At 66.0% G+C, this 13,748-nt stretch carries 14 protein-coding genes; 9 read left to right on the top strand and 5 right to left on the bottom strand.

Features of this window, described 5'->3' with window-relative positions; genetic code table 11:
• The first annotated feature begins 91 nt into the window (after nucleotides 1–91).
• From BRX37_RS01655 to BRX37_RS01630, 6 genes are all read left to right on the top strand, one after another.
• Nucleotides 92–1,954 carry a CHASE3 domain-containing protein gene (locus BRX37_RS01655; RefSeq protein ID WP_125985277.1) on the top strand — a complete coding sequence of 621 codons (1,863 nt, stop codon included), beginning with the start codon at nucleotides 92–94 and terminating at the stop codon, nucleotides 1,952–1,954.
• A gap of 44 nt (nucleotides 1,955–1,998) precedes the next feature.
• Nucleotides 1,999–3,240: a putative DNA modification/repair radical SAM protein gene (locus tag BRX37_RS01650; protein ID WP_125985276.1), complete on the top strand. Its 1,242-nt coding sequence runs from the start codon at nucleotides 1,999–2,001 to the stop codon at nucleotides 3,238–3,240.
• 82 nt (nucleotides 3,241–3,322) lie between these two features.
• Nucleotides 3,323–3,679, top strand: a complete 357-nt coding sequence (locus tag BRX37_RS01645; RefSeq protein ID WP_010339604.1) for a hypothetical protein — start codon at nucleotides 3,323–3,325, stop codon at nucleotides 3,677–3,679.
• A gap of 61 nt (nucleotides 3,680–3,740) precedes the next feature.
• A complete protein-coding gene (locus BRX37_RS01640; RefSeq protein WP_125985275.1) occupies nucleotides 3,741–4,211 on the top strand; it encodes a hemerythrin domain-containing protein in 471 nt (156 codons plus the stop codon).
• Between the two features lie 10 nt (nucleotides 4,212–4,221).
• Entirely contained in the window at nucleotides 4,222–5,652 is a 1,431-nt protein-coding gene (locus BRX37_RS01635) for a UdgX family uracil-DNA binding protein (RefSeq protein WP_125985274.1), read from the top strand.
• Nucleotides 5,653–5,719: 67 nt separating this feature from the next.
• Nucleotides 5,720–7,045: a metal-dependent hydrolase family protein gene (locus tag BRX37_RS01630; protein ID WP_125985273.1), complete on the top strand. Its 1,326-nt coding sequence runs from the start codon at nucleotides 5,720–5,722 to the stop codon at nucleotides 7,043–7,045.
• Nucleotides 7,046–7,064: 19 nt separating this feature from the next.
• Here BRX37_RS01630 and BRX37_RS01625 read toward each other — a convergent pair whose 3' ends face one another.
• Both BRX37_RS01625 and mgtE read right to left on the bottom strand, forming a co-directional pair.
• The gene (locus BRX37_RS01625) at nucleotides 7,065–7,463 is read right to left on the bottom strand and encodes a DUF1489 family protein (RefSeq protein ID WP_007710206.1); all 399 of its coding nucleotides are present in this window, start codon (nucleotides 7,461–7,463) and stop codon (nucleotides 7,065–7,067) included.
• A gap of 23 nt (nucleotides 7,464–7,486) precedes the next feature.
• A complete protein-coding gene (gene mgtE / locus BRX37_RS01620; RefSeq protein WP_010339599.1) occupies nucleotides 7,487–8,938 on the bottom strand; it encodes a magnesium transporter in 1,452 nt (483 codons plus the stop codon).
• A gap of 183 nt (nucleotides 8,939–9,121) precedes the next feature.
• Here mgtE and BRX37_RS01615 point away from each other — a divergent pair, with 183 nt between their 5' ends.
• Nucleotides 9,122–9,574 carry a peptidylprolyl isomerase gene (locus BRX37_RS01615; RefSeq protein ID WP_004208636.1) on the top strand — a complete coding sequence of 151 codons (453 nt, stop codon included), beginning with the start codon at nucleotides 9,122–9,124 and terminating at the stop codon, nucleotides 9,572–9,574.
• Nucleotides 9,575–9,664: 90 nt separating this feature from the next.
• Here BRX37_RS01615 and BRX37_RS01610 read toward each other — a convergent pair whose 3' ends face one another.
• Both BRX37_RS01610 and BRX37_RS01605 read right to left on the bottom strand, forming a co-directional pair.
• On the bottom strand, nucleotides 9,665–10,351 hold the full coding sequence (locus BRX37_RS01610; RefSeq protein ID WP_206434093.1) for a hypothetical protein: 687 nt from the start codon (nucleotides 10,349–10,351) through the stop codon (nucleotides 9,665–9,667).
• A gap of 14 nt (nucleotides 10,352–10,365) precedes the next feature.
• Nucleotides 10,366–11,088 carry a peptidase gene (locus BRX37_RS01605; RefSeq protein ID WP_125985272.1) on the bottom strand — a complete coding sequence of 241 codons (723 nt, stop codon included), beginning with the start codon at nucleotides 11,086–11,088 and terminating at the stop codon, nucleotides 10,366–10,368.
• A gap of 314 nt (nucleotides 11,089–11,402) precedes the next feature.
• Here BRX37_RS01605 and BRX37_RS01600 point away from each other — a divergent pair, with 314 nt between their 5' ends.
• Entirely contained in the window at nucleotides 11,403–11,957 is a 555-nt protein-coding gene (locus tag BRX37_RS01600) for an outer membrane protein (protein WP_004208639.1), read from the top strand.
• A gap of 175 nt (nucleotides 11,958–12,132) precedes the next feature.
• Nucleotides 12,133–13,047 carry a bifunctional helix-turn-helix transcriptional regulator/GNAT family N-acetyltransferase gene (locus BRX37_RS01595; RefSeq protein WP_125985271.1) on the top strand — a complete coding sequence of 305 codons (915 nt, stop codon included), beginning with the start codon at nucleotides 12,133–12,135 and terminating at the stop codon, nucleotides 13,045–13,047.
• Between the two features lie 181 nt (nucleotides 13,048–13,228).
• On the opposite strand, the gene BRX37_RS01590 is transcribed toward BRX37_RS01595, so the two are convergent.
• Nucleotides 13,229–13,748 (bottom strand): phosphoenolpyruvate carboxylase (locus BRX37_RS01590; protein ID WP_125985270.1); only part of this gene is annotated, 520 nt, incomplete at its 5' end.

Genomic DNA, 13,748 nt, shown 5'->3' with positions numbered 1-13,748 from the left:
CAACGAAGTGCCCGGACATAACCGCAACGACCCGTCGCATGACAGACACAATCGGGTTGCCCCACCGTTGTTAATTGCCCATTAAGACCAGATGAATGCGCTCCGCCCCGAACGATCCATCGTCGTTCTGCTGCTCGCGCTTGCCACCGTCATGATCGCGGTAGGCGGCACCATCTGGCTCTATCGCAGCCAGCAAGCCGAGATCGGCTGGGTCAACCACACGCTGCGTGTCGAAAACCGCCTGTCAGTCATCCTGTCGCGGGTGCAGGCCGCCGAAAGCGCCCAGCGCGGCTATATGTTGACCCGCCAGGATCCCTTTCTGGGGCCGTTCGACACGTTCAAGGCGGACTGGCCGCGCGAGATCGCGCAATTGCGCGCCGATGTGCAGGACAATGCGGACCAGGCTGCGGCCGTCGACGCGCTGGGGCGGATGCTCGGCCAGCGGCTGACCCTGCTGGAAGGCGGCATCGAACTGCGCCGACGCGGCCTGCCGGTCGATCCCAACGCCTTCGCCCCCGGCCTGATGGCGATGGCGACGATTCACGCCCATATCGCCGGGATGAAGGCGCGCGAGGAGCAGCTGCTGCGCCTGCGCAGTGTCGAGGCCAACCGGCTGACCACCATGGTGACGGCCAGCCTGGCGGTCAGCGGCGCGCTGGTCATCATCCTGGGCCTGCTGGCGCTGCGCAACGCCCGCCGCCGCATGGTGGAGGCGATCGCCGCCAAGCGCGCACTCGCCGACGCCAATGACCGGCTGGTCAGCGAAGCGGAACAGCGCACGGCGATGGAGGCGCAGGTCCGCCAGTTGCAGAAGATGGAATCGATTGGCCAGCTGACCGGCGGCATCGCCCATGACTTCAACAATATGCTCGCGGTCGTCATCGGCTCGCTCGACATGGCGCGGCGCCGCCTGCCCGCCGATATCGATCGGCGCATCAGCAACGGCCTCGACAATGCGACCGAGGGGGCGCAGCGCGCCGCGCAACTGACCGCGCGGCTGCTCGCCTTCTCGCGCCAGCAGCCGCTGGCGCCGCAATCGACCGACGTGAACAAGCTAGTGGGCGGCATGTCGGACATGCTGCGCCGGACGATCGGCGAGCGGGTGCGGGTGGAGAGCGTGCTGGCCGGCGGCCTGTGGCGGGCCAGCATCGATCCCGGCCAGCTGGAAGCGGCGATCCTGAACCTGTGCGTCAATGGCCGCGACGCCATGCCCGATGGTGGCCGGCTGACGGTCGAAACCGGCAACGCCTATCTCGACGATGCCTATGCCGCCGCCCATGCGGAGGTGATCCCCGGCCAATATGTGCTGGTGTCGGTCACCGACAGCGGCACCGGCATGACGCCCGACGTGGTCGAGCGCGCCTTCGATCCCTTCTTCACCACCAAGGGCGTGGGCAAGGGCACGGGCCTGGGCCTCAGCCAGGTGTTCGGCTTCGTCCGCCAGTCGCACGGCCATGTGAAAATCTATTCCGAACCCGGTCAGGGCAGCACGATCAAAATCTATCTGCCCCGCCATTATGGCGTGCCGGTCGCCGATCCGGTGGCGCCCGCCATCGCCCTCGACCTGCCCCGTGCCCAGGGGGACGAGATCATCCTGGTGGTCGAGGATGAGGACCGGGTGCGCCACATGTCGGTCGATTCCCTGCGCGAACTGGGCTACACCATCGTCCAGGCCGCCGATGGCGAACAGGCGCTGGCCATGCTGGCAATCGAACCGCGGGTCGACCTGCTCTTCACCGACATCGTCATGCCCGGCATAAACGGCCGCATCCTGGCCGACCGCGCCCGTGCCGACCGGCCGGAGCTGCGCGTCCTCTACACCACCGGCTATACCCGCAACGCCATCGTCCATAACGGCATGCTCGATCCCGGCGTCGCCTTCCTGGCCAAGCCCTTCACCATGGACCAGCTCGCCGGCAAGGTGCGCCAGGTGCTAGACGAGGAGCCGGCCTGATCTGGATTATGGACAAGCTGGAATCAGGAACGTAACATGAACACATGTCCGCCCTGTCCACCCGTGCAAAGCTCGAAATCCTTGCCGATGCCGCCAAATATGATGCGTCCTGCGCCTCGTCCGGCACGACCAAGCGGGATTCGCGCGACGGCAAGGGGATAGGCTCGACCGAAGGCATGGGCATTTGCCATGCCTATGCGCCCGACGGCCGCTGCATCTCGCTGCTGAAAATCCTGCTGACCAACAGCTGCATCTTCGACTGCCATTATTGCATCAACCGCCGGTCGAGCGATGTCCGCCGCGCCCGCTTCACCGCGCGCGAAGTGGTCGATCTCACGCTCAGCTTCTACCGCCGCAACTATATCGAGGGGCTGTTCCTCTCCTCCGGCATCATCCGCTCGTCCGACTATACGATGGAGCAGATGGTCGAGGTCGCCCGCAGCCTGCGCGAGGATCATGATTTTCGCGGCTATATCCATCTGAAGACCATTCCCGACGCCGATCCGGAGCTGCTGCGTCAGGCCGGCCTCCATGCCGATCGACTGTCGATCAATGTCGAGCTACCGACCGAACCCGGCCTCAAGCGGCTGGCGCCGGAAAAGGACGGCGGCCGGATCGAGGGGGCGATGGCGCAGATGCGCAGCCAGATGGACGATATGGGCGACGCCCGCCGCAAATATCGCCATGCCCCGCGCTTTGCCCCGGCGGGCCAGTCGACCCAGATGATCGTTGGCGCCGATGCCGCCGACGATCGCGCCATCATCCAGCGCGCGAGCAGCCTCTATGACCGGCACCGGCTGCGCCGCGTCTATTACAGCGCCTTCTCCCCCATCCCCTCGCCCAGCAGCGTATTGCCGCTCAAGCGCCCGCCGCTGATGCGCGAGCATCGGCTCTACCAGTCGGACTGGATGATGCGCTTCTATGGCTATTCCGCCACCGAAGTCGCCGCCGCGACCGATCGCGACAGTGGCTGCCTGCCGCTCGACATCGATCCAAAGCTCGCCTGGGCCTTGCAGCATCGCGCCAGCTTCCCGGTCGACGTCAACCATGCGCCGCGCGAAATGCTGCTGCGGGTGCCGGGCCTGGGGGTGAAGGCGGTCGACCGCATCCTGGCCAGCCGCCGCCATCGCCGGCTGCGGCTGGAGGATGTCGCGCGCCTGACCACGTCGATCGTCAAGCTGCGCCCCTTCCTGATCGCCGCCGACTGGCGCCCGGTCCAGTTGGCCGACCGAGTCGATCTGTCCGCGCAATTGCGGCGTCCCGCCGCCCAGCTCGAACTTTTTTAAGGGGAGCCGAGGCAATTTTGCGGTTGATCGCAAGCGCGGTTCATGAAACTCTTGTAACACGATCAGCAAGGGGATCGGGACTTTGGCGACACTTTTCGACAATCAGGCCATGGAGCGGCAGGGCGCAGGCTTTGCCAAGCGCATCAGCACGCATCTTGCGGCTGCCCTTGTCGTCTTCTGCCTGCTTCAGATCTTCATCGTCGCCAAGATGGGCGGCTCGCTGGTCCTGCACCTTGGCGTCATCATCGCGATCGGCGGTTTCGCCATCGCCGCCCGCGCGCTCGAACATCGCTGGCAGATGCTCGACCATAGCGGCCTGTCCCATGCCGGTCTGCGCCTGCGCTTCCGCCGCGACCTGCTCCAGCTCTGGGGCACCAGCCTGCTGGGCGCGCTGCTCTGGGTGCCGGTCGCGATCATCTTCCACGCGCTGTTCGGCTAAGCGCCGGACCCTTTTTACCAGGCTGTCGTTTCCCCCTTCATCGCATGAAGGAGGATTGCCCATGGCCAAGGCCAGCATTTTCGATCGCCTGAAACAGGATCATGACGCCCATCGCCAGCTGTTCGACAAGATGACGGAGGCGACGCGCGAAAAGGATGACGACCGGCTGGAAAAGCTGTTCGACCAGTTCAAGGTCGAGGTGACGGCCCATGCCGCCGCCGAGGAAGAGACGCTCTACGCCACCATGCTGGCCCAGCCCGACCTGCGCGAGGATGCCCAGCACAGCGTGTCCGAACATAAGGAAATCGACGATTTCCTGGAGGAGCTGGACGGCCTCAAATTCAATGGCGATGCCTGGCGCCGCACCTTCGACCAGCTCAAGAAGCGCTACCTCCACCATATCGAGGAGGAAGAGGAAGAGATGTTCCCCGACGCCGCGAAGGAACTGAGCGCCGCCGAGGAGGAAAAACTCGCGAAGCTGTTCGCGCGCCGCAAGCCCGCCGAACTGGCTCGTGCCGAGGCAGAGGACTGACCGGACGGCCATGCATCGGGTGACGCTGGCGGGGCCGGACGATTTTGAGGGCTGGCGCGATGCGGCCCGCGCGCTGGCCCTGGCCGCCCTTCCCGCCGACACCATCCTCTGGGATGTTGCGGGCAGCGCCGCGCCCGACCTGTTCGGCAGTGACGCGACGCCCCTGCCCCCCGCTCCGGCGGATGCGGTCTTCTCCGTGCCCCGCGCCTTTGTCGAACTGGCGCAAAGCGCGATCCTCCATCGCGACCCCGCCCGCTTCGCCCTGCTCTACAGCCTGTTGCTGGCGGTGCGCGCAGTGCCCGGCCGGATGGAGGATCGCGCCGATCCGCTGCTGCGCCGGGTCGAGGATCTGGCCAAGGCGGTGCGGCGCGATATCCACAAGATGCGGGCCTTCGTCCGCTTCCGTGAACTGGATGAAGGCGACGGCCCGCGCTTCATCGCCTGGTTCGAGCCGGACCATCATATCGTCCGCGCCAATGCCGGCTTCTTCACCCGCCGCTTCGCATCGATGCGCTGGTCGATCCTGACGCCGGAGGTCAGCATCCACTGGGATGGCGAGAAGCTGACGGAAGGGCCGGGCGCGCAACGCGGCGACGCCCCGGCCGAGGATCCGGTCGAAGATGTGTGGAAGGGCTATTATGCCGCCATCTTCAACCCGGCCCGGCTGAAGACCGGGGCGATGCTGTCGGAAATGCCGCGCAAATATTGGCGCAACCTGCCCGAAGCCGCCCTGATCCCCGATCTGGTTGCCGGCGCCCAGGCGCGCGAGGCGGCGATGATCGCCACCGCCCCGCGCCTCGCAGCCCGCCCGACAGCCCGCACAGCCCCCCGCACCGGCAATAGCCGCGCCGCCTGGCAGGCGCTGCGCGACGACGCCATGGCCTGCACCCGCTGCCCGCTGCACGGGCCGGCCACGCAGACCGTGTTCGGCGAAGGTCCGCTCGACGCATCCCTGCTCTTCATCGGCGAACAGCCGGGCGATCAGGAGGATCTGGCTGGCCGCCCCTTTGTCGGCCCCGCCGGGCAATTGTTCGACGCCGCTCTGGTCGAGGCCGGCGTGGATCGGGCCCGTGCCTATGTCACCAACGCCGTCAAGCATTTCAAATATGAACAGCGCGGCAAGCGCCGCCTGCACCAGACACCCGACGTGCCGGAGATCAAGGCCTGTCGCTGGTGGTTGGAACAGGAACTGGACCTGATCCGCCCGCGCCTCATCGTCGCTTTGGGCGCCACCGCGGCCCGCGCCCTGCTGGGCAAGACGGTGACGATCAGCCAGATGCGCGGCCGCCCGCTCCCGCTCGACGACGGTGCCGAAGCCTGGATCACCGTCCATCCCAGCTATCTGCTGCGCCTGCCCGACCCCGATCGTCAGGCGCAGGAACAGGCCCGCTTCGTCGCCGATCTGCGGATGGTCGGCGAACGGCTCCACGCCCTCGCCTGATATAAATCCGTTGACGGCCGGCCCGCTGCGCGCGACGCTGTCGCCATCAAATTAAACAGGGGGTTACATGATCTGGGGGAAGGCAGCGGCGCTGGCCGCATGCAGCATGGCGGCACTGGTCGCGATGTCCGCACCGGCCGTGATGGCCAAGGATGTCGTGGTCCATGCCGGACGGATGATCGACGGCACCGGCGCCGCCGCGCGCGAGAAAGTGTCGATCCTGATCCATGACGATCGCATCACCGCGATCCAGTCCGGTTTCGTCACCCCCGCCGGCGCAGAGGTGATCGACCTGTCGGCCAAGACCGTGCTGCCGGGCCTGATCGACACCCATGACCATATCACCGCCGGCTGGCACAGCGGCGACCCGATCCGCAACGCGGTGACGCGCAGCGCCTATGAGGACGCGATCGAGGCGACCGGCTTCGTGCGCAACACACTGCTCGCCGGCTTCACCTCGGTCCGCGACTGCGGCGCCGATACGCAGGTCATCGTCGCGCTCAAGAAATCGATCGACGGCGCCGTCATCCCCGGCCCGCGCCTGTGGGTGGCCGGCACGCCGCTCGGCCCCACCGGCGGCCATGGCGACGCGGTCAACGGCCTGCGCGTCGAATTTGCCGACATTCCCCACATCAGCGACAATGTGATCGACAGCCCGGAAGCCGCCCGCATCGCCGTGCGCCGGCTCAAGCGCGAGGGCGCCGACCTCATCAAGATCATGCCGTCGGGCGGGGTCATGTCGATCGGCGACGATCCCAAGCATCAGCTGATGACCGACGAGGAGATCAAGGCGGTGATCGACACCGCCCATAGCCTGGGCATGAAGGTCGCGGCCCATGCCCATGGCAAGGAGGCGATCGACCATACGATTGCGCTGGGCGTCGATTCGATCGAGCATGGCTCCTATGCCGACGCCGGCAGCTACAAGATCTTCAAGCAATATGGCGCCTATCTGGTGCCGACCATGCTGGTGGGCGAGCGCGTCTATCAGCGCGCCAGGGAACATCCCGAACAGCTCAACCCCTCGACCGCCGAAAAGGCGCTGGTGATCGGCCCGCTGCTGCAGAAGAATCTGCGCGATGCCTATGCCGCCGGGGTCAAGATCGCTTTCGGCACCGACACGTTCGGTCTGTCCGACCATGGCGAAAATGCCCAGGAATTCGCGCTGATGGTGCGCGCGGGGATGCCGGCGATGGAGGCGATCAAGGCCGCCACCGCCAATGCCGCCGACCTGCTGGGCAGCGCCGATGTCGGCACGTTGCAGGCCGGCCGCTATGCCGACCTGATCGCGGTCGACGGCGATCCGCTGGCCGATGTCCGCCAGCTTGAAAAGGTCGGCTTCGTCATGAAGGGCGGCGCCGTCGTGAAGGCCGATGGCAAGCCGATGATCTGAACCTCGCCTGGGGCTGGCGTCAGACCAGCCCCAGCCGCGCCAGTTCGTTCAGCATGGCCGGCGGCATCGCTTCCAGATCGTCCGCTTCGCCCCCGCCCAGATCGGGCGGCGCATCCTTGTCCTCCAGATAGCGCCAGCCCTGATGCGCGCGCTTGGGCGCCGTCCTTACCGGGATCAGCCGCGGCGCCAGCCGGATCCAGTAGCGCCCCTGCCCGGTCTCCTGAAATCCCAGGATCGGACTGCGGCCGACCAGCGCATGGCCGTGAATCCAGTAGAGCGATCCGCCATCCATCTCCTCCAGCCGCTTGGGCAGGTAACGGGTGGTCAGGCGCGCTTCGTCCGCATGGCTTTCCAGCCAGGCCTTGAGGGTCGCGGGGCTTTCGCTCTGGAAGGCGATCTTGGTCAGGTGCAGCGGCATTGGCGTCTAGATGGGGCGGCGGTTCAGCCGGTCAATCCCGCCGCCGTCGCCAGCCCCAGAAAAGCGAAGAAGCCCATCGAATCCGTGATCATGGTGACGAAGATGGAGGATGCCACCGCCGGGTCGAGGTTCATCCGGTCGAACGCCAGCGGCACCGCCGCGCCCGCCAGCCCGGCCGTCACGATATTGGTCATCATCGCCGCGGCAATGACGCCGCCCAGAGCGACATTGTGGAACACCAGCCCCACGCCCAGCCCCAGCACCAGCGCCACGGTGCAGCCGTTGAGCAAAGCCACGCGAATTTCGCGCAATATGGTGCGGCGGGCGTTGGACCCGGTAATCTGGTTGGTGGCGAGCGCGCGCACCGTCACCGCCATGGTCTGGCTGCCGGCATTGCCGCCCACGCCCGCGACAATCGGCATCAGCGTGGCGAGCGCCACCATCTTCTCGATCGTATTCTCGAAAATGCCGATGATGGTGGACGCCACCAGCGCGGTCAGCAAATTGGTCAGCAGCCAGCGCACGCGCGCGCGATAGCTGTCCATCACCGGCTCGTTGATGTCGCCTTCGCCCGCACCCGACAGGCGCAAAATATCCTCGCCCGCTTCCTCGGAAATGATGTGGACGATGTCGTCGACCGTGATCATGCCGACCAGCCGGCCGCTGCCATCGACCACCGCGGCGGAAATCAGCGCATATTTCTGGAAGCGCAGCGCCACTTCTTCCTGGTCCATGTCGACCGGGATCAGCGTCTGCTCGCGCTTCATCAGGTCGGCCATGGCAATGCCGCGCGGACAGGTCAGCACCCAGCTGAGCTGACAGGTGCCGATCGGCTTATGGCCTTCATCGACGACGAAGATTTCCCAGAAGTCGCGCGTCAGGTCACCATTGTCGCGCAGATAGTCGATCACCTGGCCGACCGTCATATGCTCGGGCACCGCGACCAGGTCGCGCTGCATCATGCGGCCGGCGGATTCTTCGGGATAGGACAGCGCGGACTCGATCGCGGCGCGATCCTCCGGCTCCATCGCCTCCAGCACCGCCTGCTGGTCGGCCTCCTCCATGTCCTCGATGATCGCGACGGCGTCGTCGGTATCGAGTTCGGAGGCGAATTCGGCGACCTGCTCGGGCGCCAGCGCGCCGATCAGGTCGTCGCGCACATAATCATTGAGTTCGGACAGAACCTCCGCGCCGACCAGATCGCCCAGCGCGGCAGCCACTTCGCCACGCTGCTCGGCGGGCGTCAGTTCCAGAAGGTCGGCGATGTCGGCGGGGTGCAGCGGCGAAACCAGTTCGCGCGCATGGTCGATATCGCCTTCGTCCACCGCATCCAGCACGGCGGACAGGAATTCGGGCTTCAGCCGGTCATCCTCGTCCAGGCTCGACTCGGCCTGCTCCATACCGGCCGAGATCAGACTCTCGTCAGCAAGTTCCTCGTGCGGCCGCGGCTCGGCCAAATCGCCACGTTCGGTCATGGCGCGCGCAACTGTCCGGTTCCTGTAACATTTCGATGCTTTCGCCGATGCACAATATAATTGCAATGGGGTTGGACGCGCTTTGGCAACAGATGGGACAGGCTTTGCCAAAGAGCCGCTTCCATCCCCATCCCAAGCCTCTATATGAGGCGATCAACGCCTTCCCCAATGAGAGGATCTTTCATGGCCGACGAAACCCTTACCCTTTCCCTCGACAGCGGCGGCGACGTCGTGATCAAGCTGCGCCCCGATCTGGCGCCCGGCCATGTCGAACGCATCACCACCCTTGCCAAGGACGGCTTCTATGACGGCGTGGTCTTCCACCGCGTCATCCCCGGCTTCATGGCGCAGGGCGGCGATCCGACCGGCACCGGCATGGGCGGTTCCAAGCTGCCCGACATCAAGGCCGAATTCAGCCGCGAACCGCATGTCCGCGGCGTGTGCTCGATGGCCCGCGCGATGAACCCGAACAGCGCCAACAGCCAGTTCTTCATCTGCTTCGACGACGCCACCTTCCTCGACGGCCAGTACACCGTCTGGGGCGAAGTCACCTCGGGCATGGAACATGTCGACGCGCTGCCCAAGGGCGAGCCGCCCAAGACGCCGGGCAAGATCGTCAAGGCGACCGTCGCCTAAGCGACATTGTCCTTCCGGCCGCTGCCAGCCCCGCGACGGGACTGGCGGCAGGCCAAGCCCCGACACCGGTGCGGCCCCGCCGCGCCGGTGTCAGTGTTTCCGGGCCATGCCGTCGGTCGCGGAAATCAACTGCGCGGTCTGGGTCGCATTGTCCGCCTCGTCCGCCGGCGGCGCGACATAGGCGCCGATCGATTCGATATGCCAGCGCCGATCCGCCTCGCTCGCGCCCGGCACCGCATCGACCCGGCCCAGCACCACCTGGCGCAGCCGATACCAGGGCTTGCCGTTCGCCTTCAGCCGGCCATAGACCTGCACCGGCACCGTCACGAAGCTTGATCCCGCCGCGCCCTCGATCTCGGCCGGGCTGCCGATATTGGCATGGATCTCGCTGAAGCCACGGAAGCGCGCGGCGAAATGCGCATCATCCTGCGCGCCGATCGCGCTCTTGTCGTTCCACAAATCCTGCGCGTCGCTGAAGCGCTTTTCCTCCAGCAGGCCATAATAGCCCTGCACCACCTGCGCCGCGCCCTGCGCGCTGTCGGGGTCGATCGCGCCTTCCTCGGCCGGCGCCGGTTCGACCGGCAGGCCGCCGGGCGTGCCGGGCGCCGGTGGCGCCAGCGGCTCCATCAACGCCTGCGCCTCGGCCCGGACATTATTCTCGACCTGGCTGGCATTGGCGCCATTGGCCAGATTGTCGATCGCACTTTCCTCCCGCCCGTCACAGGCGGTCAGACTCACCAGGCCCAGCAACAATGCAGCGCCGGTCATCCCCCTCATGAACATCTCCCGCATTATTGAGGCCGGGTCCGAACCGGATCGCGACCACTGCCTCTTGTCCCGGCGTCCGACCGCATGCGCGGTGCCGGACGGGCGCTGTCGCCCATGTCACGCGGCGGGCGCGCCGCCTGGGGCGGGCGCTGGCCGGGCTGCGGCACATAGCGCTGGTCGCCGCCGCTGGCGCCGGGACGCCCGCGGCCCGGCATGTCATTGCCGCGCGGCGGACGCGGACGGCTCCAATTGCCGTCATTGGGCCGACCATCGCCGCCATTCCAACCGGGGCGACCGCCAGGGCGTCCGTCCCCCGGTCGATTGCCATCGGGGCGCCCGTCACCCGGACGATCCCAGCCCGGCCGCCCATCGCCCGGACGTCCATCACCGGGTCGCCCATAACCGGGCCTGCCGTCACCGGGCCGACCATTGCCCGGCCGGTCCTTGCGACGCGCTTCCCAGTAGCGGCGCTGGCTGTCATTCCAGCGGTGCCGCGCACCGGCGCGGTCATAAACATAATAGCCGCGTCCCGGATAATAATAGTCATTGTACCAGCCGCCATAGCCGCCCGGCGCATAGCCATAAGGGCCATAATAGCCGTCGCCATAATAGCCGCCACCGCCATAATAGCCGGTGCCGACGCTCACGCCGCCATAACCATAGCCGTCATCATAGGCGCAGCCCCCCAGGGCCATCGCGCTTGCGAGACCAAGCGCAGCCAGGAATCGTGATCCGGTCCGCGTCATTGCCTGTCTCCTCATATGCTTCATGACCCCGGTTAACGCCGCGCGGTTGAATTGGTGGTGAATGAAAAGCGGTTCAAGATCGGGCATTTATCTGCGGTTCAGAAAAGGCGACTTTCGTTCATCCCCCTGACAGAAACCGTGTCGTTTCCAACACATAATCATGGCTCGGGCAATATTTCGCATTTCGTTCAGGAAACCTTCCACCGGCCCCGACCATTGATGCCCCATGTCCTCGCAGACGCTTGCAGCGCACGGGACATGCCGGCGGGTCCACACCCCGGCCCAATTTCAGAAACAGATAAAGGGTCACCCCCATGAAGACACTGCTTTTCACGGCAGTTGCTGCCGCCACCCTGTTGCCTGCCGCCGCGATGGCGCAGGAAGACAGCAGCTCCACCCGCCGCATCGAACCCTATGTCGGCGTGATGGCGGGCGTGCATAATTATGACAGCGAGACCAGCAAGGAGGGCATTCCCCCCGTCGGCTACAAGGGCCGCATGGTCGAAGGCGTCGCGGGCGTGAACTATAATGTTGCCGGCCCGCTCGTGCTCGGCGTCGAAGGCACCGTGTCCAAGGGCGTCAGCGGCGACATCGACTGGGAATATGGCGCGGCCGGCCGCGTCGGCGTGAAGGCCGGCAAGGACAGCATGTTCTTCGGCAAGGTTGGCTATCAGTGGACCAATTTCGACGCGCTGGGCAAGGATAGCCGTGACTATCATGGCATGACCTATGGCGCGGGCCTCGAACTGTCGCCCGCCGATCTTGGCAGCTCGGCCGAGCGCAGCAATGTCCGCCTGCGCGTCCAGGCTGACACGACCGGCAATTTCCATTCGATCCGCCCGATGGCCGGCGTCGTCGTCAAATATTGATCGCATGAACGGGTGGGCCGGTCATTGATCGGCCCGCCCGCCCAGCCTTCATCCCTTTCCATAAAGGGATTTGGGGTGCGGGACGGCCATGGACTGCGGCCGTCCCGCATTCGCCTGCTCCAATATAGTTGCCAATATAGTTGACTCCGTCAACAATCTATGCTGAAGCGTCGGCATGGAACAGGCCATTGCAACCATCCGCACCTTCAACCGCTTCTTCACCCGCCATGTGGGGGCGATAGACGCGCGCTTCCTCGACAGCGATGCCAACCTGCCCGAGGCGCGGCTGCTGTTCGAAATCGCCCGGCTGGAACCGGTGCTGGCCAGCACGCTCCAGGCCGAACTGGACCTGGATCGCGGCTATCTCAGCCGCATGATCGCCCGCTTCGAGAAGAAGGACTGGATCGTCCGTGATCAGGAAACGGCCGACGCCCGCGCCCGTCCGATCCGCCTCACCACCGTCGGCCGCGCCGCCTTCGACCAGATCGACAGCCGCCAGCGCGCCGTTGTTGCCCAGGATCTGGACCGGCTCGACAGCGTCGAGCAGCAGGATCTGCTCCAGGCGCTCACCCGCGCGCGGCTGTTGCTCGATCCCGCCAGCGGCGGCCCCTTCACCATCCGTCCCTTCCGCACCGGCGAGGTCAGCCAGGTCGTCACCCGCCAGTCGATCCTCTACGCCGCCAGCCATGGCTGGGGCCGGCCGCTCGAAACGCTGGAGGCCGAAACCGTCGCCGCCTTCCTGCGCGACTTCAAGCCGGATCGGGAACAATGCTGGATCGCGGAGATTGACGGCGTGATGGCCGGCGCGGTGTTCCTAACCGACGAGGGCGACGGCCTCGCCCGGCTACGCCTGCTCCATGTCGAGCCCTTTGCCCGGCGGCGCGGTATCGGCGACGCGCTGGTCGCCACCTGCCTGCAATTCGCCCGCGACAAACGCTATCGCGCCGTCACCCTCTGGACGCACAAGATATTGGAACCTGCGCGCCGCATCTATGCCCGGAACGGCTTCGTCTGCGTGTCGAGCGACGTCCACACCGTCTTCGGCGACCCGATCGAGGGCGAGACCTGGCGCATCGCCCTCCTCCCCTGACCGCGCCTGTCCTACGCAGCGGGGCGATGCTATAAGGAGGGATGGACCGGTTGGCCGCTCGCAACATGATTTCCCACAATTGATCGATACGATCAAAATGTGCGGGAAATGTGCGAAGTTAAGCGCGGCAAATCCTACAGAGCGGGTCGGCCATTCCCAACCCGCTCCGTAGCATTCCAGTTCAACCGCTGTTGCGCAGCGCGGTCGCGATCGCGTTGATCGACAGTTCGATGCCTTCCTTGATCCGGGCATCATCCTCGCCGGCGCGATAGCGCTTGAGCAGTTCGACCTGCAGCAGATTGAGCGGTTCGATATAGGGAAGCCGCAGCCGGATCGACGTCTCGGTCGTCGGGCTCCGTTCCAGCAGGCGCGACTGGCCGGTGGCCGCCAGCAGCCCGTCATGGGTCAGCGACCAGCCTTCGCGAATGCGCCCGAACAGCGTTTCCGCCTGCGCCTGGTCCTCGACCAGCGGCAAATATCGCGCCGCAATGCCGAGGTCGGACTTGGCCAGCACCATCTCCAGATTGGCGAGCGCCGACTGCAGGAAGGACCAGTGCTGCGCCATGTCGGCCAGCAGCGCCTTGTCCTCGAACGCGGCGATCGCATGGCCGAAACCATACCAGCCCGGCAGCATCACCCGCGCCTGCGCCCAGCTGAACACCCAGGGAATGGCGCGCAGATCCTCGATCGCGGTGCTCTTG

The organism is Sphingomonas sp. S-NIH.Pt3_0716, assembly GCF_003950715.1.
In the GTDB taxonomy this organism is placed as follows: Bacteria; Pseudomonadota; Alphaproteobacteria; order Sphingomonadales; family Sphingomonadaceae; genus Sphingobium; species Sphingobium yanoikuyae_A.
Note: the sequence above shows the minus strand (reverse complement) of the source record. Positions and strands in the feature narration are given on the sequence as shown.

What these genes read in the sequence shown, in the direction of transcription:
- BRX37_RS01600 (WP_004208639.1), top strand. Translation starts at nt 11,403, where the DNA reads ATGAAGACACTGCTTTTCACGGCAGTTGCTGCCGCCACCCTGTTGCCT.
- BRX37_RS01640 (WP_125985275.1), top strand. Translation starts at nt 3,741, where the DNA reads ATGGCCAAGGCCAGCATTTTCGATCGCCTGAAACAGGATCATGACGCC.
- mgtE (WP_010339599.1), bottom strand. Translation starts at nt 8,938, where the DNA reads ATGACCGAACGTGGCGATTTGGCCGAGCCGCGGCCGCACGAGGAACTT.
- BRX37_RS01605 (WP_125985272.1), bottom strand. Translation starts at nt 11,088, where the DNA reads ATGACGCGGACCGGATCACGATTCCTGGCTGCGCTTGGTCTCGCAAGC.
- BRX37_RS01610 (WP_206434093.1), bottom strand. Translation starts at nt 10,351, where the DNA reads ATGAGGGGGATGACCGGCGCTGCATTGTTGCTGGGCCTGGTGAGTCTG.
- BRX37_RS01650 (WP_125985276.1), top strand. Translation starts at nt 1,999, where the DNA reads ATGTCCGCCCTGTCCACCCGTGCAAAGCTCGAAATCCTTGCCGATGCC.
- BRX37_RS01630 (WP_125985273.1), top strand. Translation starts at nt 5,720, where the DNA reads ATGATCTGGGGGAAGGCAGCGGCGCTGGCCGCATGCAGCATGGCGGCA.
- BRX37_RS01625 (WP_007710206.1), bottom strand. Translation starts at nt 7,463, where the DNA reads ATGCCGCTGCACCTGACCAAGATCGCCTTCCAGAGCGAAAGCCCCGCG.
- BRX37_RS01635 (WP_125985274.1), top strand. Translation starts at nt 4,222, where the DNA reads ATGCATCGGGTGACGCTGGCGGGGCCGGACGATTTTGAGGGCTGGCGC.
- BRX37_RS01655 (WP_125985277.1), top strand. Translation starts at nt 92, where the DNA reads ATGAATGCGCTCCGCCCCGAACGATCCATCGTCGTTCTGCTGCTCGCG.
- BRX37_RS01595 (WP_125985271.1), top strand. Translation starts at nt 12,133, where the DNA reads ATGGAACAGGCCATTGCAACCATCCGCACCTTCAACCGCTTCTTCACC.
- BRX37_RS01615 (WP_004208636.1), top strand. Translation starts at nt 9,122, where the DNA reads ATGGCCGACGAAACCCTTACCCTTTCCCTCGACAGCGGCGGCGACGTC.